This is a genomic window from Tabrizicola sp., assembly GCF_041919135.1.
In the GTDB taxonomy this organism is placed as follows: domain Bacteria; phylum Pseudomonadota; class Alphaproteobacteria; order Rhodobacterales; family Rhodobacteraceae; genus Tabrizicola.
In genome coordinates, this window is record NZ_JAYRUJ010000011.1 from 69,737 (window position 1) to 87,509 (window position 17,773).

At 69.4% G+C, this 17,773-nt stretch carries 18 protein-coding genes and 1 pseudogene; 9 read left to right on the plus strand and 10 right to left on the minus strand.

Annotated features, from left to right (window positions below):
• Positions 1-109: 109 nt before the first annotated feature.
• Both trpA and ACE3UA_RS10350 read right to left on the minus strand, forming a co-directional pair.
• Complete coding sequence (gene trpA / locus ACE3UA_RS10345; protein ID WP_374644780.1) at positions 110-901, minus strand: tryptophan synthase subunit alpha; 792 nt, start codon at positions 899-901, stop codon at positions 110-112.
• A gap of 60 nt (positions 902-961) precedes the next feature.
• On the minus strand, positions 962-1,375 hold the full coding sequence (locus tag ACE3UA_RS10350) for a VOC family protein (protein WP_374644782.1): 414 nt from the start codon (positions 1,373-1,375) through the stop codon (positions 962-964).
• A gap of 104 nt (positions 1,376-1,479) precedes the next feature.
• Here ACE3UA_RS10350 and ychF point away from each other — a divergent pair, with 104 nt between their 5' ends.
• Positions 1,480-2,577: a redox-regulated ATPase YchF gene (ychF, locus tag ACE3UA_RS10355; protein ID WP_374644784.1), complete on the plus strand. Its 1,098-nt coding sequence runs from the start codon at positions 1,480-1,482 to the stop codon at positions 2,575-2,577.
• 23 nt (positions 2,578-2,600) lie between these two features.
• On the opposite strand, the gene ACE3UA_RS10360 is transcribed toward ychF, so the two are convergent.
• Genes ACE3UA_RS10360 through ACE3UA_RS10375 form a run of 4 tightly spaced genes read right to left on the minus strand, consistent with a single transcriptional unit; the run spans position 2,601 to position 5,603 of the window.
• Positions 2,601-3,422, minus strand: a complete 822-nt coding sequence (locus tag ACE3UA_RS10360; RefSeq protein WP_374644878.1) for a sulfite exporter TauE/SafE family protein — start codon at positions 3,420-3,422, stop codon at positions 2,601-2,603.
• Positions 3,423-3,430: 8 nt separating this feature from the next.
• Entirely contained in the window at positions 3,431-4,297 is an 867-nt protein-coding gene (locus tag ACE3UA_RS10365) for an NAD(P)-dependent oxidoreductase (protein WP_374644786.1), read from the minus strand.
• The gene (locus tag ACE3UA_RS10370) at positions 4,294-4,908 is read right to left on the minus strand and encodes an RraA family protein (protein WP_374644788.1); all 615 of its coding nucleotides are present in this window, start codon (positions 4,906-4,908) and stop codon (positions 4,294-4,296) included. The genes ACE3UA_RS10365 and ACE3UA_RS10370 overlap by 4 nt, the downstream gene beginning before the upstream one ends.
• On the minus strand, positions 4,905-5,603 hold the full coding sequence (locus ACE3UA_RS10375) for a fumarylacetoacetate hydrolase family protein (protein ID WP_374644790.1): 699 nt from the start codon (positions 5,601-5,603) through the stop codon (positions 4,905-4,907). The genes ACE3UA_RS10370 and ACE3UA_RS10375 overlap by 4 nt, the downstream gene beginning before the upstream one ends.
• A 217-nt stretch (positions 5,604-5,820) precedes the next feature.
• On the opposite strand from ACE3UA_RS10375, the pseudogene ACE3UA_RS10380 reads away from it, so the two are divergent.
• The 4 genes and pseudogenes from ACE3UA_RS10380 to ACE3UA_RS10395 all read left to right on the plus strand — a co-directional run bounded on the left by ACE3UA_RS10380 (position 5,821) and on the right by ACE3UA_RS10395 (position 9,208).
• Positions 5,821-6,844, plus strand: a pseudogene (locus tag ACE3UA_RS10380) (ABC transporter substrate-binding protein).
• Positions 6,844-7,659 (plus strand): ABC transporter ATP-binding protein, encoded by an 816-nt coding sequence (locus ACE3UA_RS10385; protein WP_374644792.1) that lies wholly within the window; start codon positions 6,844-6,846, stop codon positions 7,657-7,659. The pseudogene ACE3UA_RS10380 and the gene ACE3UA_RS10385 overlap by 1 nt, the downstream one beginning before the upstream one ends.
• Positions 7,656-8,504 carry an ABC transporter permease gene (locus tag ACE3UA_RS10390; RefSeq protein WP_374644794.1) on the plus strand — a complete coding sequence of 283 codons (849 nt, stop codon included), beginning with the start codon at positions 7,656-7,658 and terminating at the stop codon, positions 8,502-8,504. The genes ACE3UA_RS10385 and ACE3UA_RS10390 overlap by 4 nt, the downstream gene beginning before the upstream one ends.
• Entirely contained in the window at positions 8,504-9,208 is a 705-nt protein-coding gene (locus tag ACE3UA_RS10395; protein ID WP_374644796.1) for a GntR family transcriptional regulator, read from the plus strand. The genes ACE3UA_RS10390 and ACE3UA_RS10395 overlap by 1 nt, the downstream gene beginning before the upstream one ends.
• Before the next feature lie 202 nt (positions 9,209-9,410).
• Here the strand turns inward: ACE3UA_RS10395 and ACE3UA_RS10400 are convergent, their stop codons facing one another.
• Positions 9,411-10,787 (minus strand): sensor histidine kinase N-terminal domain-containing protein, encoded by a 1,377-nt coding sequence (locus tag ACE3UA_RS10400; RefSeq protein WP_374644798.1) that lies wholly within the window; start codon positions 10,785-10,787, stop codon positions 9,411-9,413.
• A complete protein-coding gene (locus tag ACE3UA_RS10405; protein ID WP_374644800.1) occupies positions 10,780-11,457 on the minus strand; it encodes a response regulator in 678 nt (225 codons plus the stop codon). The genes ACE3UA_RS10400 and ACE3UA_RS10405 overlap by 8 nt, the downstream gene beginning before the upstream one ends.
• Before the next feature lie 689 nt (positions 11,458-12,146).
• On the opposite strand from ACE3UA_RS10405, the gene ACE3UA_RS10410 reads away from it, so the two are divergent.
• From ACE3UA_RS10410 to ACE3UA_RS10425, 4 genes are all read left to right on the plus strand, one after another.
• Positions 12,147-13,193: an ABC transporter substrate-binding protein gene (locus ACE3UA_RS10410; protein WP_374644802.1), complete on the plus strand. Its 1,047-nt coding sequence runs from the start codon at positions 12,147-12,149 to the stop codon at positions 13,191-13,193.
• Positions 13,194-13,307: 114 nt separating this feature from the next.
• Positions 13,308-14,252 (plus strand): tripartite tricarboxylate transporter substrate binding protein, encoded by a 945-nt coding sequence (locus tag ACE3UA_RS10415; RefSeq protein ID WP_374644804.1) that lies wholly within the window; start codon positions 13,308-13,310, stop codon positions 14,250-14,252.
• Between the two features lie 14 nt (positions 14,253-14,266).
• Positions 14,267-14,737 (plus strand): tripartite tricarboxylate transporter TctB family protein, encoded by a 471-nt coding sequence (locus ACE3UA_RS10420; protein ID WP_374644806.1) that lies wholly within the window; start codon positions 14,267-14,269, stop codon positions 14,735-14,737.
• Positions 14,738-14,741: 4 nt separating this feature from the next.
• Positions 14,742-16,256, plus strand: coding sequence for a tripartite tricarboxylate transporter permease (locus ACE3UA_RS10425; protein ID WP_374644808.1), 1,515 nt, complete (start codon positions 14,742-14,744; stop codon positions 16,254-16,256).
• 18 nt (positions 16,257-16,274) lie between these two features.
• On the opposite strand, the gene ACE3UA_RS10430 is transcribed toward ACE3UA_RS10425, so the two are convergent.
• Entirely contained in the window at positions 16,275-16,742 is a 468-nt protein-coding gene (locus ACE3UA_RS10430) for a DUF411 domain-containing protein (RefSeq protein ID WP_374644810.1), read from the minus strand.
• A gap of 103 nt (positions 16,743-16,845) precedes the next feature.
• Entirely contained in the window at positions 16,846-17,664 is an 819-nt protein-coding gene (gene bhcR, locus ACE3UA_RS10435) for an HTH-type transcriptional regulator BhcR (RefSeq protein WP_374644812.1), read from the minus strand.
• Positions 17,665-17,773 lie beyond the last annotated feature (109 nt).

A 17,773-nucleotide genomic window follows, 5' to 3' on the forward strand; every position in this document is an offset into this window, starting at 1 on the left:
CTGTTACCAATATTGCGGGCTTCCGTCCATACGTCCGGCACGGGCGCAACACCGGAATTCGAACGAATTCCGGACCGATTTCCGAACGGAAATCGGCGTCGCGCGCGGGTCAGGCCGAATGTGCGCCGTCCGCCAGCGCCTTGACCCGGGCCAGCACCTGCGCGACCGGCACGCCCGCGCCGATGTCCTTGACGATGGCCGAGCCCACGACGCAGCCATCCGCCACGCCGGCGATGGTCTTCGCGGCCTCGGGCGTGTTGATGCCGAAGCCGACGATCACCGGCAGGCCGGTCGACCGCTTGATCCGCGCGACCTCCGGTCCCACGTCGGTCGCCTGCGCCGCCGCCGCCCCGGTGATGCCGGTGATCGAGACATAGTAGACGAAGCCGGAGGTGTTCTGCAGCACCTTCGGCAGGCGCTTGTCGTCGGTGGTGGGCGTCGCCAGCCGGATGAAGTTCAGCCCGGCCTTCTGCGCCGGGATGCAAAGCTCGGCATCCTCCTCGGGCGGCAGGTCCACCACGATCAGGCCGTCGATCCCCGCCTCCAGCGCCTCGGCCAGGAAGCGGTCGACGCCGCGCGAATAGATCGGGTTGTAATAGCCCATGAGGACGATGGGCGTCCTGTCGTCCGCGGCCCGGAAGGCGCGGACCATGGCCAGCACCCGGTCCATCTTCATGCCGCCTTCCAGCGCCCGCTGCCCGGCCGCCTGGATCGTCGGGCCGTCCGCCATCGGATCGGTGAAGGGCATCCCCAGTTCGATCACGTCCACCCCGGCGGCCGGAAGGCCCTGCATCACGGCAAGCGAGGTCGCCTCGTCGGGATCGCCGCCCATGATATAGGCGACGAAGGCCTTCTTCCCCTCGGCCTTCAGCCGCGCGAAGGTGTCGTCGATCCGTGTCATGGCGGTCCCCCTGCTGGTCGGCTCCATCTGCCATGGCCGAGACGGGGAAATCAATGGGACTCAGCCCGGCTGCCGCCAGGGCGAGGAGATCATCCAATGCGTCCCGAAGCGGTCCTTCACCATGCCGAATCCGTCGGACCAGAAGGTCGGCTGGAACTCCATGATCACCGCGCCGCCCTCGCCCAGGGCGGCAAAGACGCGGCGGGCCTCGGCCTCGGAAGCGGCCTCGTGGCTGGTCGACACCGCCTTCTGCGGATCGCCCGCCATCCCCGGCGGAAAGTCCGAGGCCATCAGGCTGCGGCCGCCGACGCGCAGGGTCGCATGCAGGATCAGGTCCGAACCCTGCATCTCGGCCGGGGCCTCGGGCATCTGGGCATAGGTCATCATTTCCAGCGTGCCGCCGAACAGGTCGCGATAGGCCTCCAGCGCGGCGCGGGCATTGCCCTGGAAATGGATATAGGGGTCGAAACTCATGGCGCACCTCCTGCCCGCCAGCCTACGCCCGGGGCCCGAGTCGCAGAAGCTTGATCCCGCCGCGTCCCCCCCGTAGAAGCGGCCCGTCGCCAGCGGAGGGTATCATGGGTTTCAGAATGGGCATCGTCGGGCTGCCGAACGTGGGCAAGTCCACCCTCTTCAACGCGCTGACCCGCACGGCGGCGGCGCAGGCGGCGAACTTTCCCTTCTGCACCATCGAGCCCAACGTGGGCGAGGTCGCGGTCCCCGATGCGCGGCTGGACAAGCTGGCGGCGATCGCGGGCAGCAAGCAGATCATTCCGACGCGGATGACCTTCGTCGACATCGCGGGCCTGGTGCGCGGGGCATCGCGGGGCGAGGGCCTCGGCAACCAGTTCCTCGCCAATATCCGCGAATGCGACGCCATCGCCCATGTGCTGCGCTGCTTCGAGGATGGCGACATCACCCATGTCGAGGGCCGGATCGACCCGGTGGCCGATGCCGAGACCATCGAGACCGAGCTGATGCTGGCCGATCTGGAATCGATCGAGCGGCGCCGGGCGAACCTGGCGCGCAAGCTCAAGGGGGGCGACAAGGAAAGCCTGGACCAGGACCGGCTGCTGGAGCTGGCGCAGAAGGTGCTGGAGGAGGGCAGGCCCGCCCGCACGATCCAGGTCGCCGAGGATGACCAGAAGCAATGGCGGATGCTGCAGCTCCTGACCGCGAAGCCGGTGCTTTACGTCTGCAACGTCGAGGAGGCATCGGCCGCATCGGGCAACAGCCAGTCGGCCCGCGTGGCCGAGATGGCCGCGAAACAGGGCGCGGGCGCGGTGGTGATCTCGGCCCGGATCGAGGAGGAGCTGGCGCAGCTTCCCGAGGACGAGGCCGCGATGTTCCTGGAGGAGATGGGCCTGCACGAGGCCGGGCTCGACCGGCTGATCCGCGCGGGCCATGCGCTTCTGGGCCTGCAGACCTATTTCACCGTCGGCCCGAAGGAGGCCCGCGCCTGGACGATCCCGAAGGGCACGCTGGCGCCGCAGGCGGCCGGGGTGATCCATGGCGATTTCGAGAAGGGCTTCATCCGGGCCGAGACCATCGCCTATGACGATTACATCGCCGGCAATGGCGAGGCGGGGGCCAAGGAGGCCGGCAAGTTCCGGGTGGAAGGCAAGACCTACGAGGTCAAGGACGGCGACGTCCTGCATTTCCTGTTCAACGGCTGACGGCGGGGGCTCATCCGGGGGGCCTATCCCCGCAGGATCGCCCAGATGAAGCGCAGGCAGACGGCGGCCAGGAACAGGCCGAAGGCGGTTTCCAGGCGGCGGCGGCTCAGGCCATGGGCCAGCGCCACGCCGAAGCGGGTGGTCAGGATCGAGGTGGGGATCGTGAGCGCGAAGGTCGCCAGCGAGACGAAGCCGATCGCGTCCGCCGGCAGGTCGGCCCGTCCCCAGCCCGCCGCCATGTAGCCCAGCGTTCCGGGGATGGCGATCAGCACCCCCACCCCCGCCGAGGTCGAGACCGCGCGGTGGATCGGGACGTCATGCAGCGTCAGGATCAGGGTCGAGACCGCGCCGCCGCCGATGCCCATCAGGGCGGAAACCAGCCCGACGCCGGCGCCATAGGCCCGCATCGCCGCCTTTCCGGGCAGGCTGTCGCGCAACCGCCAGCCCGAGCCTCCGGCCAGAAGCTTGGCGGCATTGATCGCGGCCACCACGGCAAAGACCATCTGGAACAGCTGCGGCGGGGCGAAGCGCGCGATGACCGAGCCGACCGCCACCCCCGCCAGCACCGGCAGCGCCCAGAGCCGCAGCAGGCCGAGGTCGACCGTCCCGCGCCTGAAATGCCCGCGCGAGGACTGGATCGAGGTCGGGATGATCACCGCCAGCGAGGTGCCGACCGCCATCGGCATCGCCACCTCGGGCGCATGGCCGAGGCTCTGGAACACCTCGTAGAAGACCGGGACCGAGATCGCCCCGCCGCCGATGCCGAACAGCCCGGCCAGAAAGCCGATCAGCGCCCCGGCGACGGCCAGCGCGGCGACCAGGGGCAGAAGCGTGGCGGGATCCATGAACCCGCTCACCCTTCGGCCGTCCTGCGGGTCAGGCTGGCCCCGTCAAAGCCGCCAAGCCCGGCGGCAAGCGCCGCGCCATAGCGGGGCCGGGTTGCCCGGGCGAGGGGGAGGTCCGCCCCCTCCGCCTCGGCAAGGGTCAGTGCCAGCCCGAGGTCCTTGGCAAGGCCCGCGATGTCGAACGTGCCGGGCTGGTCGGTTCCCGCCAGGGTGTCGACCACGACCTGCGCACGGTTCTTCAGGACGGTCGGCCCGGCGGAACTGTCGGCGATCAGGCTGATCGCCAGGTCGTCCGCCACCCCCGCCCCGCGCAGAAGCGCGAGGCTTTCGCCCAGCACCTGCCAGTAGACCGCCAGCGGCAGGTTCAGCGCCAGCTTCATCCGCGCCGCCGCGGCCGGAGGGCCCAGATGCTCCACCCGGCGGCAAAGCAGGTCGAGCACGGGTTTCGCCCGGGCAAAGGCGGCTTCCGTTCCGCCCGCCATGCCCAGAAGCTGGCCCTTCAGCGCCGGGCCCACGGTGCCGCCGACCGGACAATGCAGGAAGTCGGCCTCCGCCTGCGCCGCGATCGCGGCCAGGGACCCGGCTTCGTCGGGCAGGTGGGTGGACATGTCCACCACCAGCCGACCCCGCAGCCCGGCCCCGGTCAGCTCGTGCAGCACCGAACGGCAGGCCGCGGCATCGGTCAGCGACAGAAGGATCACCTCGCAGGCGGCGAGGGTGGGCAGGTCCACCGGCTCGGCCCCGGCGGCCAGGGCAGCGGCGGTGCGCTCCGGGCTGCGGTTCCAGACCCGGACCCGGTGGCCGGTCTCGACCAGCCGGCGGGCAAAGGCGGTGCCCATGCGCCCGGTGCCTGCAATGCCGATGGTCCGGCTCATCCCTCTGTCCCTCCGTCAAGCCCCAGGATCGAAAGCGTCGTCTCGCCCGCGCGCAGCCGCGCCATCATCAGCGCCTCGCGGGCCGCCCGCGCCTGCGCGGCGGCCAGCGCCGGGGGCAGGTCACCCGCGTCAAGGGCAAGGATCGCGTCCGCATCGGCAAGGATCACATCCCCCGGAGCGATTGTCACCCCGCCGAGCACGACCGGAACCCCGATCTCGCCCCGGTCGGCTTTTGTCGTGCCGCGGATGTTCAGGCCACGGGCAAAGACCGGAAAGCCAAGCGCGGCGATCTGGGCCGAATCACGCACCGCGCCGTCGATCACCAGCCCGGCGATGCCGCGCATCCGGCAGGCCAGCGCCATGATCTCGCCGAAGGGGCCGCTTTCCAGGCTGCCGCCATAGTCGACCACCAGCACGTCGCCGGGCCGGGCCGCCGCGATGGCCAGGTGCAGCGCCAGATTGTCGCCGGGCCGGCAGCGCAGCGGCAATGCGGTGCCCGCCAGCGCCATGCCGGCCGCCAACGGGCGCAGCGGCGCCGCGACCAGCCGGGCGGCGGGCCAGGCCTCGCCCAGGGTGGCGGTGCCCAGCGCCAGGAGGTCGGTGGCGGTCACGAAGCCTTGGGGCCGATGCGCAGCTGCATCGGCTGGACCCCGTCCATGCTGCAGTCCAGCACGTCGCCCGTCACCACCGCGCCCACGCCGGCGGGTGTGCCGGTCATGATGATGTCGCCCGGCATCAGGCGGTGCTGCTCGGACAGTTTCGCGATGATCTCGTCCACCTTCCAGATCATCAGCGAGATGTCGGCGTCCTGCCGGGTCTCGCCGTTCACCTTCAGCCGGACATGGCCCGAGGTGAGGATGCCGCAGTCGCTGGCGCGGGTGATCGGGCCGATCGGGGCGGAATGGTCAAAGGCTTTCGTCACTTCCCAGGGCAGGCCCTTCTCCAGCGCGGCCGCCTGGTGGTCGCGCCGCGTCATGTCCAGGCCGATGGCATAGCCGTAGATGTGGCTTGCGGCTTCCGCCACCGGAATGTGGTAGCCGCCGGATTTCAGCGCCACGACCAGCTCGCATTCATAGTGGAAGTTGTTGGTCAGGACCGGATAGGGGATCTCGCCGCCGTTCCTCACGATGGCATCGGTCGGCTTCATGAAGACGACCGGCGGGTCGCGCTCGTCCGCGTTCATCTCGATGATATGGGCGACGTAGTTCTTGCCGATGCAGTAGATGCGGCGGACGGGGAATTTCTCCTCTGTCCCGGTGATGTCGAGATGCACCTGCGGCGGCGGGGTGAGGGCGAAAGCAACCATGGAAAGCTCCTGTCTGGTCGGGCCGGGCCCGGTTGGCTGGTGAATCACGCTGGGATCAGGATTTCCCGCTTCCCGCCGCAGATCAAGATATGAAATCTCTTATTCGGACGTTTCATATATATTTTTGCGTTCTGGAAAGAATCGCATATCCTGTGGCGAGAGGCTGGCCCCGCCCGGGAAGAAGCGGGGCCGCCTTCGCACAACGGGAGGAGAGACCATGACCAACACGACCAGAGTGACGCGTCGGGGCTTCGGGCTTCTGGCGGCGGGCGGGGCGGCCGGGCTTGCGCTTGGCGCGCCCTCGCTCTTGCGGGCGCAGACGGCGGTGACCTTCGCGGTCCCCAACCCCTCGGCCCTGACCTGGCTGCCCTATTGGGTGGCGGTGGGCGAGGGCTATTTCGCCGAAGAGGGCCTGGACCTGCGGCTCGAGGCGATCGACGGCTCGTCCGCCGTGCTGCAGGCGATGACCGCCGGCCAGGCGCAGATCGGCGCGCCGGGGCCGGGGCCCACGCTGGGCGCGCGGGGTGGATGTGAAGTTCCTCTACAATCTCTATCCCAAGTCGGTCTTCGGCCTTCTGGTAAAGGCGGACAGCGCCTACCAGACGCCCGCCGACCTCAAGGGCACGATCATCGGCGTCGGCACGGCGGACGGGGCGGAGGTGTCGTTCTCGAAGGCGATCCTCACCGATCTGGGGATGGCGGAGGGCACGGATTACACCTTCCTGCCGGTCGGCGACGGCGGCACGGCGGCGGTGGCCTTCCTGCGCGACGAGGTGAACAGCTATGCCGGCGCGGTGTCCGACGCCGCCATTCTCGCGGCGCGCGGCCTGACCCTGCGCGAGATCACGCCCGAGGCCTATCTCGGCTTCTTCGGCAACGGCATCGCGATGCTGGAAAGCCAGATGGCCGCGACGCCCGACCTCGCGCCGAAATTCGGGCGGGCGCTGGTCCGTGGCACCAGGTTCGCCAGCGACCCGGCGAACAAGGAAAAGGCGCTGGCGCATTGCGCGGCCGGCAACCCGCAGGAGGGCGAGCAGGACTATGCGCCGGCGCTCTATGACGGCGTCGTCAACCGGATGACTCCGACCGAGGCCTTCCTTGGCCAGGGCTACGGCTACCAGCCGCCCGAGCACTGGCAGGCGATCCACGACAGCGCCGTGGCCTCGGGCGCGCTGGAGGCGCCGCTGCCCGATCTTGCCGCTGTCTACACGAACGAATTCGTGGCAGGCTGGAACGCCTGATGATGATGGCAGAGCCCCGACCCCTGACCGCCAGCCCGGCCGCCCCCCTGCGTCCGGTCTATCAGATCGAACGGCTGTCGAAGACCTATGCCCGGAACATGCTCACGGCGCTCACCGATGTGAACCTGACCCTCCACAAGGGCGAGTTCGTGTCGGTCGTCGGATCCTCGGGCTGCGGGAAATCGACGCTGCTGAAGATCATGTCGGGGCTCTTGCCGCCCACGAAGGGGCGTGTCGTGCTGGAGGGAAAACCCGTGACCGGCACGCGCGCCGACATCGGGATGATGTTCCAGCAGGCCACGCTCCTGCCCTGGAAGACCACGGTCGAGAATATCGTCCTGCCGATCGAGATCCGCGAGGGCCGGGCCGCCGCCAGGGCCGCGATCCCGCGCGCGCTGGAGTTGCTGACGCTGGTCGGCCTGGGCGATTTCGCCCATGTCTATCCCGGAGAGCTTTCGGGCGGCATGGCGCAGCGCGCCTCGATCTGCCGGATGCTGATCGCCAATCCGGCGGTGCTGCTCCTGGACGAACCCTTCAGCGCGCTGGACGAGCTGACCCGCGACTTCATGAACATGGAACTGCAACGCATCTGCGCCGAGCAGCAGTCCACCGCCTTTCTCGTCACCCATTCGCTGGCCGAGGCGGTGATCCTGTCGGACCGCATCCTGGTGATGAAGCCGCGCCCCGGCCGCATCGTCGAGGAGATCGTGATCGACCTGCCGCGCCCCCGGACGCTGGACATGGTCAACACCCCCCGCTTCGGCCAGTACGTCGCCCATATCCGCGAGCTTCTGGGCAAGGAGGCCTTCCAATGACCGATGCCCCCGATCACGGCCCGGATACCGTCTGGGTCGAGCATGTCGCCCTGATCGACCGCATCCCGCGCTGGCTGGCGATGCTGGGGCTGGCCGCCGTCGTCCTGCTGATCTGGGACCTGGCGACCGCCCGGACGGGCTGGGTCTCGCCGATCATCCTGCCCAGCCCGAAGGAGACGCTGGACGAGCTGGTCATGGTCGGCACCAACCTGCTCGGCGGCGGCTACATGCTGGGGGCGCTCTGGACCACCACGCGCACGGTGTTCTGGGCCTTCCTGCTCTCGGCCCTGATCGGCTTCTCGCTGGGGGTTCTGGTCGGCGAGACCAAGTTCGGCGAACGCGCCGTCATGCCCTATCTCGTCGCCATCGACATCATGCCGAAGATCGCCTTCGCGCCGCTGTTCATCGCCTGGCTGGGCTTCGACATCGCCTCCAAGGTGGCGCTGGCGACCTTCATCGCGACCTTCCCGATCATCGTCTCGACCGCGGCCGGGCTTTACGCCGCCTCCGAGAACGAGCGGATGCTGTTCAAGGCGATGGGCGCGTCGCGCTGGCAGACGCTGGTCCGGCTGAAGCTGCCGAACGGGCTGCCCTATATCTTCACCGGGCTCAAGATCGCCTCGGTCGGGGTCATGGCCGGCGTGATCACCGGCGAATTCCTCGGCGGCGGCAAGGGCTTTGGCGCGCTGATCCGGGAATCGGCCTCGATGCTGGACACCCCGCGCGTCTTTTCGCTGATCCTCTACCTCAGCCTGCTGGGCCTGGCCCTTTTCTTTGCCGTCGCCTGGGTGCAAAGACGTCTGGTGTTCTGGAACAAGGGCGACCGGCCGGGTGGAGTTGGGTGATGAATGCCGCCGACAAGGCATTGGGCGATGCGAAGACCCTGTCCGAAAAGGCGCATGAGTGCATCCGCCGCGACATCCTGAACGGCGAGCTGTTCCCCGGCGAGAAGCTGCATATCGAAGCGATCTCCGAGCGTTACGGCATCGGCATCGCGCCGGTGCGCGACGCGCTGAACCGGCTGTCCTCCGAGGGTCTGGTCGATCGGAAAAGCCAGCGCGGCTTTTTCGTCGCCGGGATCTCGATGACGGCGCTGGAAGAACTGGTCAAGACCCGGATCTGGCTGGAGACGCTGGCCCTGCGCGAATCGATCCGCAACGCCACCGAGGACTGGGAGGAACAGCTGGTCCTGGCCTACCACCGCCTTGCCCGCACCCATCGCCGCCTTCCGGCCGAAGCGGGGCGCGAATTGTCCGAGGAATGGGAGTTGCGCCACAAGGAGTTCCACATGCTTCTGCTGGACCGTTGCGGGTCCGGCTGGCTCCTGGGGTTCTGTTCGACGATGATGGATCAGGCGGTGCGCTACCGCAGCCTGTCGATGAACGTCCATCCCAGCATCCAGCGCCGCGAGGGGGCGGCGGCCGAGCATCAGGCGCTTCTGAACGCCGCCATCGACCGCGATGCGGACCGGGCCTGCGCGCTGCTCGCCGATCACTACACCACGACCCTCGAGGGCCTGCGCGGCGTGATCGAGCAGGATCGGACCTGAACCACCTCCATCTCGGCCATAGGCCCGGTCAGCGAAAGGAATGCGGGCATATCGACCGGCCCGAGACATGGGTCAGCGCCGCATGCAAGCGTCACGATGCCGGACAGACCCCGCACCCGGGCCAATGCGGCGGTTGGGCCGGCGGGCCGTCCCCGCTTGGGGCTGAAGCCGGAAAATCTGGCCTGACCAATGGCTTGACCCTTCAGCCCGCCTCCGCCAGCATCACCGAGATCTCCAGCCCTCCCGCCTCGCCCGCGCGTTCCACCCGCACGCGGGTCCGCAGGGCCCGGGCGATTTCGGCGACGATGCTCAGGCCCAGCCCATGCGGCCCGCTGCGTGGCCCGGTCTCGCCGGTCGTGGGATCGAGCCGCGCCGAAAGGGCCGCGAACTCGGTCCCGGAGAGGGGCGGCCCGTTGTCCGTCACGCAAAGCCGCAGGCCCTTGCCGGACGGCTGGCAATGAACCGTGACCAGCGTCCCCGGCGGACAGTGCCGTAACGCATTGTCAACGAGATTGCGCAATAGCTCTCCCAGCAGGACCTCCTCCGAGGCGGCGGGGGCGTGGTCGGGGCCGTCGTAACCAAGATCCTTGCCCAGCCGCAGGGCCTGCGGCATCAACTCGGCCGTCACCTCGCGCGCAAGCGCGGCGACATCCACCTTCGCCAAGGCGGGACGGGCCCCCGTCGCCTCGACCCGGGCCAGGAGGAGGACCTGTTCCAGCACGCGCTCGATGCGGACCAGGGCGGCGTCGGCCTTGTCCAGGGCCTCGTTCCGGCCGCCGGTCCTGGTGGAAACCGCCAGCTGGGTGCGGGCCACGGTCAGCGGCGTGCGGATCTGGTGGTTGGCGTTTCCGGCGAAATTCTGCAATGCCGCCATGGCCTTGTGCAGCCGCGCCAGAAAGCCGTTCAGCGCGTCCAGCACCGGGCGCAGCTCGGCCGGGGCATCGGTCGCGATCGGCGTCAGGTCGTGCGGCGCCCGCGAGGCGATTGCGCGCGACAGCCGGTCCAGCGGGCGCAGCGCGTAGGTCGCCGCAGCCCAGGCGACCAGCGCCGCCCCGGCGATCAGCCCGGCGATGCGCAGCGCCGAGCGGGTGAGGATGGACCGCGCAAGCGCGTCGCGGGCCCGGGTGGTCTCGGCCACGGTGACGGTGAAGGGCAGGCTCCCCTCGCCGCTGGTCAGCTCGCGCAGGATGGTTGCGGTGCGCACGGCGATGCCCCCATGGGTGCCGTCGGCAAGGCCGGTTTCCTGCCCGGCGGCAAGGGCGGCTGGCGCAAGGTCCTGATAACCCGTGAGGATTCCCAAGGGCCCATCCACCCGGTAGAAGACCTGATCCTGCGCGGTCGAGGACAGCATGTCGAGCGCGGAGAAGGGGATCGCGACGGCCAGCCCGCCCTCGGCATCGACGGTGACGCCCTCGGCGATGGCCATGGCCGAGCCGACGAGGACGCGGTCCGAGACCTCGCGGGCGGTGCGCAGGGCCTCGATCCGGGTGTCGAGGAGGGCGAGGATGCCGATGGCCGCGGTGGCAAGGAGGAGCCAGACCAGGATCGAGCGGCGGAGCGAGGCGGGGTGGTCAGCCATGCTCGGCCGGGCGTTCCAGCATGTAGCCAAGCCCCCTTGCGGTGCGCAGGGTCAGGCCGTGCGGCTGCAGGCGGCGGCGGAGGCGGCTGACGTATTGTTCGATCGCATTGTCCGAAAGGCTGTCGTCGAGCGAGGTAAGCGATTGAACTATCGCCTCTTTTCCGACCACCCGCCCGGCGCGGAGGAAGAACAGTTCCAGCAGCGCCAGCTCGCGCGCCGGGAGGTCGAGTTCCTCCTCCCCGACGCTGAAGCGGCGGGCGGTCATGTCGAAACGGACCGCGCCGATGTGCAGCTCGGCCGCGTGCAGGCCGGCCTGCCGGCGCAGGATCGAGCGGACGCGGGCCTCGAATTCGCGGACGTCGAAGGGCTTGACCATGTAGTCGTCGGCCCCGAGGTCAAGGCCCGCCACCCGCTCGGCAGGCTCGCCCCGCGCCGTAAGTATCAGGATCGGAACGGGATTCTTCCTTGCCCGAAGCGAGCGCAGGACGGAAAGCCCGTCCTTTTCCGGCAGGTTCAGGTCCAGGATCACCAGATCGAACCGCTCGGCCCCGATCAGGGCTTCGGCAGAGAGGCCGTCGTGGGTCACGTCCACAGCATAGCCCGCGCCAAGAAGCAGCGTGGTCAGCGCCTCGGCCAGGGGTAGGTCGTCCTCGACAAGCAGGATTCGCATCGGGGGAGGGTAAGGCGGACGGGAAGGTTGCGGAAGGGTTAACGGGGCCACGGCCGGGACCGAGGGGCCGGGGGTGCAAGCATCGGGAATCGCGGCGTTAATCCTGGGGTTTGCCAGGGCGGAACCTGTCTGGCACCCGTCTGGCATCCGTCTGGCACCTGTCCAGACGCGGGGCGGGTCCGGCGGAGGTTAACCATGACGGGCGAATCAGGGCGCGAGGCGGGACGGGGAGGCTGCCCGTCCCTCCTCGCGGGGGGCGCTGCTCGTCGATGATGTCGTCCCTTGTCGAGGGGCTGCTCGTCGGTGACTTCGTCCCTCCTCGTGGACGCTGGGTGCTCGTCGGTGACTTCGTCCCTCCTCGTGGGCGCGGGGCGCTCGTCGGTGACTTCGTCCCTCCTCGTGGGCGGGGCTGCTCGTCGGTGACTTCGTCCCTCCCCGCGGGCGGGGTGCTCGTCGATGACTTCGTCCCTCCTCGCGGGCGCGGGGTGCTCGTCGATGACTTCGTCCCTCCTCGTGGGCGCGGGGTGCTCGTCGGTGACTTCGTCCCTCCTCGCGGGCGGGGATGCTCGTCGATGACTTCGTCCCTCCTCGCGGGCGGGCGCGTTTGTCCGGGACCTCGCCGCTCCGACGAGGAGACGAAGTCGAACGAGGAGGGTTTCGGGACGCGGGCGATGCGCTAGTCTGCCGCGATGCGCCTGCCGTTCGTCCTGCTCCTCTGCCTTGCCCTGCCCGCCAGGGGCGATGTCGTGGTCTTTCCCGCGCCGGAGGGCGGCGGACGCGAGCTGGTGGTCTATTCCTCGCTGGATTCCCCGCTTGCCCGGCCGCTGATCGAGGCTTTCCAGCGCGAGGCCCCGGATGTGGCGGTGCGCTATGAGGACCTGCTGACCGGGGAGATCGCCGAACGGGTCACGGCGGAGACCGATGCCGGGCGGGCGACGGCGGACCTGGTGTTCTCCTCGGCCATGGACGTGACGGTGAAGCTGGCCAATGACGGCTATGCGCGCCCGGTGCAGGTTCGTGGCGCGCAGGACTGGCCCGGTTGGGCGGGCTGGCGGGACATGGTCTTTGCCCTGACCTTCGAGCCGGCGGTGATCGTCTACCACAAGCCCTCGTTCCCCAACGGACCGCCGGACACGCGGGCGGCGCTGATCGACTGGCTGGCGACGGCGCCGAAGGGGGCGGTGGGAACCTATGACATCGCGCGCTCGGCGGTGGGCTATCTGTTCCTGATGCGGGACCAGGAGCATTTCGCCGACCTCTGGCCGCTGGTGCGGGCGATGGGGCGGGCGGGGGTGCAGGTCTTTCCGACCTCGCGCGAGGTGATCGAGGGGGTGAACGCCGGCCGGTTGCGACTGGGCTACAACGTGCTGGGGTCCTATGCGGCGGATCAGGCGTTGCGGCTGCCGGACCTGGGGCTGGTGCTGCCGCGCGATTATGTGGTGGTGGTCAGCCGGGTGGCGCTGGTGCCGCGGGCGGCGGCGGCCCCCGATCTGGGCGAGGCCTTCCTCGAGTTCCTGATGTCGCGCGAGGGCCAGACGGTGCTGGCCGAGCGGTTGCGGCTGCCGGCCGTCAGCCTGGAGGTTTCGGGCAAGGACAGCGCGGCGGCGATGCAGGAGGCGCTGGGCGCGCGGCTGCGGCCGGTGCCGGTCTCACCGGGGCTTCTGGCCTATCTCGACGCGGCCAGCCGGGCGCGGGTGCTGGCGGAATGGCGCAAGGCGCTGGAGAGCCACGAATAGGCGCGGAACATGTCAGGTTGGTGACAGGTTGCCGTGGTTCTGTAAGGGCGTTCCGGGGCGGGGGAGCCCCGGGGAGGTCTGGCGGCCCCGTGCCGCCCCATGGGAGGAAGACAGATGAAACACGCGTTCCTTGGCGCGGCCCTTGCGGCTGCGCTGGCAGTTCCGGCCTTTGCGCAGGATTATACCATCATGGCGCCGGCCAATCCGGGCGGCGGCTGGGACGGCACGGCGCGGGCCATGCAGGAGGTGCTGCAGGCCGAAGGCATCGCGCCCTCGGTCGAGGTGGTGAACGTCCCCGGTGCGGGCGGCACGGTGGGGCTGGCGCAGTTCGTGGCCGACAGCGCGGGCGATCCGACCAAGCTGATCGTGGGCGGCTATGTGATGGTGGGGGCGATCCTGACCAATGCCGCGCCGGTGACGCTGAAGGACGTGACGCCGATCGCGCGGCTGACCGGGGATACCGAGGCGATCGTGGTCCCGGCGGCCTCGGAGATCCAGACGCTGGCCGATCTGGTCGAGAAGATGAAGGCCGATCCGGGCTCGGTCAGCTGGGCCGGCGGTTCGGCGGGCGGGACCGACCATATCCTTGTCGGGCTGCTGGCCAAGGCGGCCGGGGTCGATCCGACCAAGATCAACTATGTCGCCTTCTCGGGCGGCGGCGAGGCGATGGCGGCGATCCTGGGCAACCAGGTGACGGCGGGGGTCTCCTCGGTCGGCGAGTTCCAGGAGCAGGTGAAGGCCGGGACGATGCGGCTTCTGGCGGTGTCCTCGGCCGAGCGGCTGGAGGGGATCGACGCGCCGACGATCAAGGAATCGGGCTTTGACGTGGTGGTCGAGAACTGGCGCATGGTCGCGGCGGCGCCGGGGCTGACGCCGGAGCAGGTGGCGAAGATCTCGGGCGACATCGAGAAGCTGAACGCCTCGGCAGGCTGGACCAAGATGCTGGCCGACAAGGGCTGGACCAACACCTATCTGGCCGGGGATGCCTTCGCGGCGCAGCTGGATGCCGACATCGCGGCGACGGAGACGGTGTTGCGCGACATCGGTCTGGTGAAATGAGCGAGGGATTTCCCTTGGAACGCCGCCCCAGGTGGGCGGCGTTCGTCATTGCGGGCGGCCTTGCGGGGCTGGCGGCGATGCTCCTGCTCGACGCGGCGGGGCTGAAGCAGGACGGGGGCTATGCGGGGGTGGGTCCGGCGGATGTGCCGCGGATCGTGGCCTATGGGCTCTTGGGGCTGGCGGTGATGACGGTGGTCGCGGGCCTGCGCGGCGACCTGCCGCGGCCGCCGCGGCAGGCCCCGGCGCCGGTGATGTGGATCCTGGGCGGGCTGGGCCTGCAACTGGCGCTGTTGCATGTGGTGGGGTTCGTGATCTCGGGTGCCTTGCTGTTCGGAATGACGGCGCGGGGCTTCGGGCAGCGGCCGCTGTGGAAGGCGGTGGCCGTGGGCTTCGTGCTGGCGCTGGTGATCTATGGCGTCTTCGACCGGGTTCTGAAGCTGAACCTGCCGGGCGGGCCGCTGGAACTGCTGATCTTCCGGGGGTAGTGGGATGGAGAGCTTTTCGCTGCTGCTGCAGGGCCTGTCGACGGCGCTGGAGCCGATGATCCTGCTTTACGCGCTGGTGGGCGTGACGCTGGGAACGGCGGTGGGCGTGCTGCCGGGGATCGGGCCGGCGCTGACGGTGGCGCTGCTGCTGCCGGTGACGTACGGGCTGGACCCGGCGGGGTCGCTGATCATGTTCGCGGGGATCTATTACGGGGGCATGTACGGGGGCTCGACGACCTCGATCCTTCTGAACACGCCGGGGGAAAGCGCGTCGATCGTCACCGCGATCGAGGGCAACCGGATGGCGCGGGCCGGGCGCGGGGGTCCGGCGCTGGCGACGGCGGCGATCGGAAGTTTCGTGGCGGGGCTGATCGCGACGCTGCTGCTGGCCTTCCTTGCGCCGCAGGTGGTGAAGCTGGCGCTGATGCTGGGGCCGCGCGAGTATTTCGCGCTGATGGTGCTGGCCTTCGTCACCGTCTCGGCGACCTTCGGGGACAGCACGCTGCGGGGGCTGACCTCGCTGTTCATCGGGCTGGCGCTGGCCTGCGTCGGGATCGACGGGCTGACCGGCGCGGCGCGGCTGACCTATGGCGTGCCGCAGCTGATGGACGGGATCGAGACGACGACGCTGGCGGTCGCGCTTTTCGCCATCGGCGAGGCGCTGGCGGTGGCGGCGACGCTGCAGCCGCCGGACGGGATGCACAAGGTCAAGGGCAGCGTCCGGATGACGGGCGAGGACTGGCGGCGGTCGTGGAAGGCCTGGCTGCGGGGCACGTTCATCGGCTTTCCCATCGGCTCGATGCCGGCAGGGGGCGCGGATGTGGCGTCCTTCCTGTCCTATGCGGCGGAACGCAAGTTGACCCGGCACCCCGAGGAGTTCGGCAATGGCGCGATCGAGGGCGTGGCGGGGCCGGAGGCGGCGAACAACGCCGCCGCCGCCGGGACGCTGGTGCCGCTTCTGACGCTGGGCCTGCCGACGACGGCGACGGCGGCGATCATGCTGGCGGGGTTCCAGCAATTCGGGCTGCAGCCGGGGCCGCTTCTCTTCGTGATGAACGCGGAACTGGTCTGGGGGCTGATCGCCAGCCTCTTGATCGCAAACGTCATGCTGGTGGTGCTGAACCTGCCGCTGATCGGGCTGTGGATCAAACTCCTGTCGATCCCCCGGCCCTGGCTTTACGGCGGGATCCTGCTGTTCGCCACGCTGGGAACCATCGGGGTGAACCCCTCGCCCGTCGAGCTGGGGATGCTGATCCTGTTCGGCGTCATGGGCTATGGGATGCGGCTTTACGGCTATCCGGTAGCACCCGTGGTGGTGGGGCTGATCCTGGGCCCGATGGCGGAGCAGCAATTGCGCCGGGCGCTGGCGATTGCGCAGGGCGACTGGGGCACGCTGGTCTCGACCCCGGTCTCGGCGGTGCTGCTGGGGATTTCGGCGGTGTTCCTGCTGGTGCCGATGCTGATGCGGCTGCGCGGGCGCGGCTCGGTCCTCAGCCAGGTGGCGGGGGACGCGGACTGAGCGCCGCGCCCCTGCCGCTCAGGCGGCGTCGTAACTGCTGAAGACCTCGGTCGTGCCGTCCTTGCGGATCAGGTGGACCTCATAGGCCTCACGCTCGCTCTCCGGGCCCATGCCGGGCGAGCCGAAGGGCATTCCCGGCACCGCGAGGCCCACGGCCTGGGGCCGTTCGGCGAGAAGGCGGCGGATGTCGGCCGCCGGGACATGGCCTTCCAGCGCATAGCCCTCGACATGGGCGGTGTGGCAGGAGACCATCGCGGCGGGGATGCCGCTTGCGGCCTTGTGGGCCTGGAGCGCGTCGAATTCCATCAGCTCGACCTTGGCGGCGAAGCCCTCGGCTTGCAGGATCTCGACCCAGGATTCGCAGCAGCCGCAGTTCGGGTCCTTGACGACGCGCAGCATCGGCGCGGCCTGCGCCAGCGCGGGGCGGAAGGCGAGGCCGGAGGCGGCAAGGGCCAGAAGGGCGGTGCGGCGGCTGAGGTGGGTCATGGTCTGCCTTCGATTTCGATGAAGCGTCGTCGGGCGGAGTCTTGCGCCTGCGGGCGGCGGGGGCAATGCGCAACCATGCCGCAGTCACGGCCTTGTGTCCCCTTCAATCCGGAGCGGCGCCGCCGATGGCTTCGGTCAGCCGGGCGGCGGCCTCGATCACCGGGCGCGAGAGGCTGTCGAGCTGGCGCAGGCTGATCCGGCTGGTCGGGCCCGAGACGGAAAGCCCGGCCACCGCCTCGCGGTTGACGTCGAAGACCGGCGCGGCGATGCAGCGCATGCCGTCGTTGCGTTCCTCGTCATCCAGCGAGAAGCCCCGGGCGCGCACCTGATGCAGGCTGTCGCGCAGGGCGGCGGGATCGGTGATGGTGCGTTCGGTGAAGGCCTGGAGGGGACGCGCGGAGAGCCAACGCTCCAGCCGCTCGGGTTCCATCTGCGCCAGCAGGGCCTTGCCGATGCCGGAGGCGTGCATCGGCGAGAGGGTGCCTGGCGGGAAGAAGGCGCGGATCGAGGCATGGGTCTCGACCTGGGACAGGAAGAGGACCGCGCCTTCCCTCTCGATCCCGAGGTTGGCGGTCTCGCCGGTGTCCTCCATCAGGCGGCGCATGACGGGGCGGGCGCGTTCCACCAGGCTGGTGCGGCGCAGGAAGCGCGCGCCGATCACGAAGGCGCGGGGGCCGATGTGCCAGAGCTGTTCCTGGGCGTCGAATTCGACCAGGCCCTTGCCCTGAAGCGTGGTGAGGATGCGGTAGATCGTGGCCGGGGACTGGCCGGTCTCCTCGGCCAGGGCGGAGAGGGTCTTGCCCTGGGCCTGGCTGAGATAGTCGAACACATCCATCGCGCGGTCCAGCGACTTGATGGTGTTCTGGTCGGGATCGTCGTTCCAGTCGCGCGGGCGGCCACGGGCCTTGCGGGGGGATTGCATGAAACTTTTCCCGGATAGTGAAAATTCGGTTCAGGATATGAAAAACGGAAGTATATGACAAGTATGGGTATTTTCCGTTAATCGCATTTCTGAAATGGTTTTTCAAAAA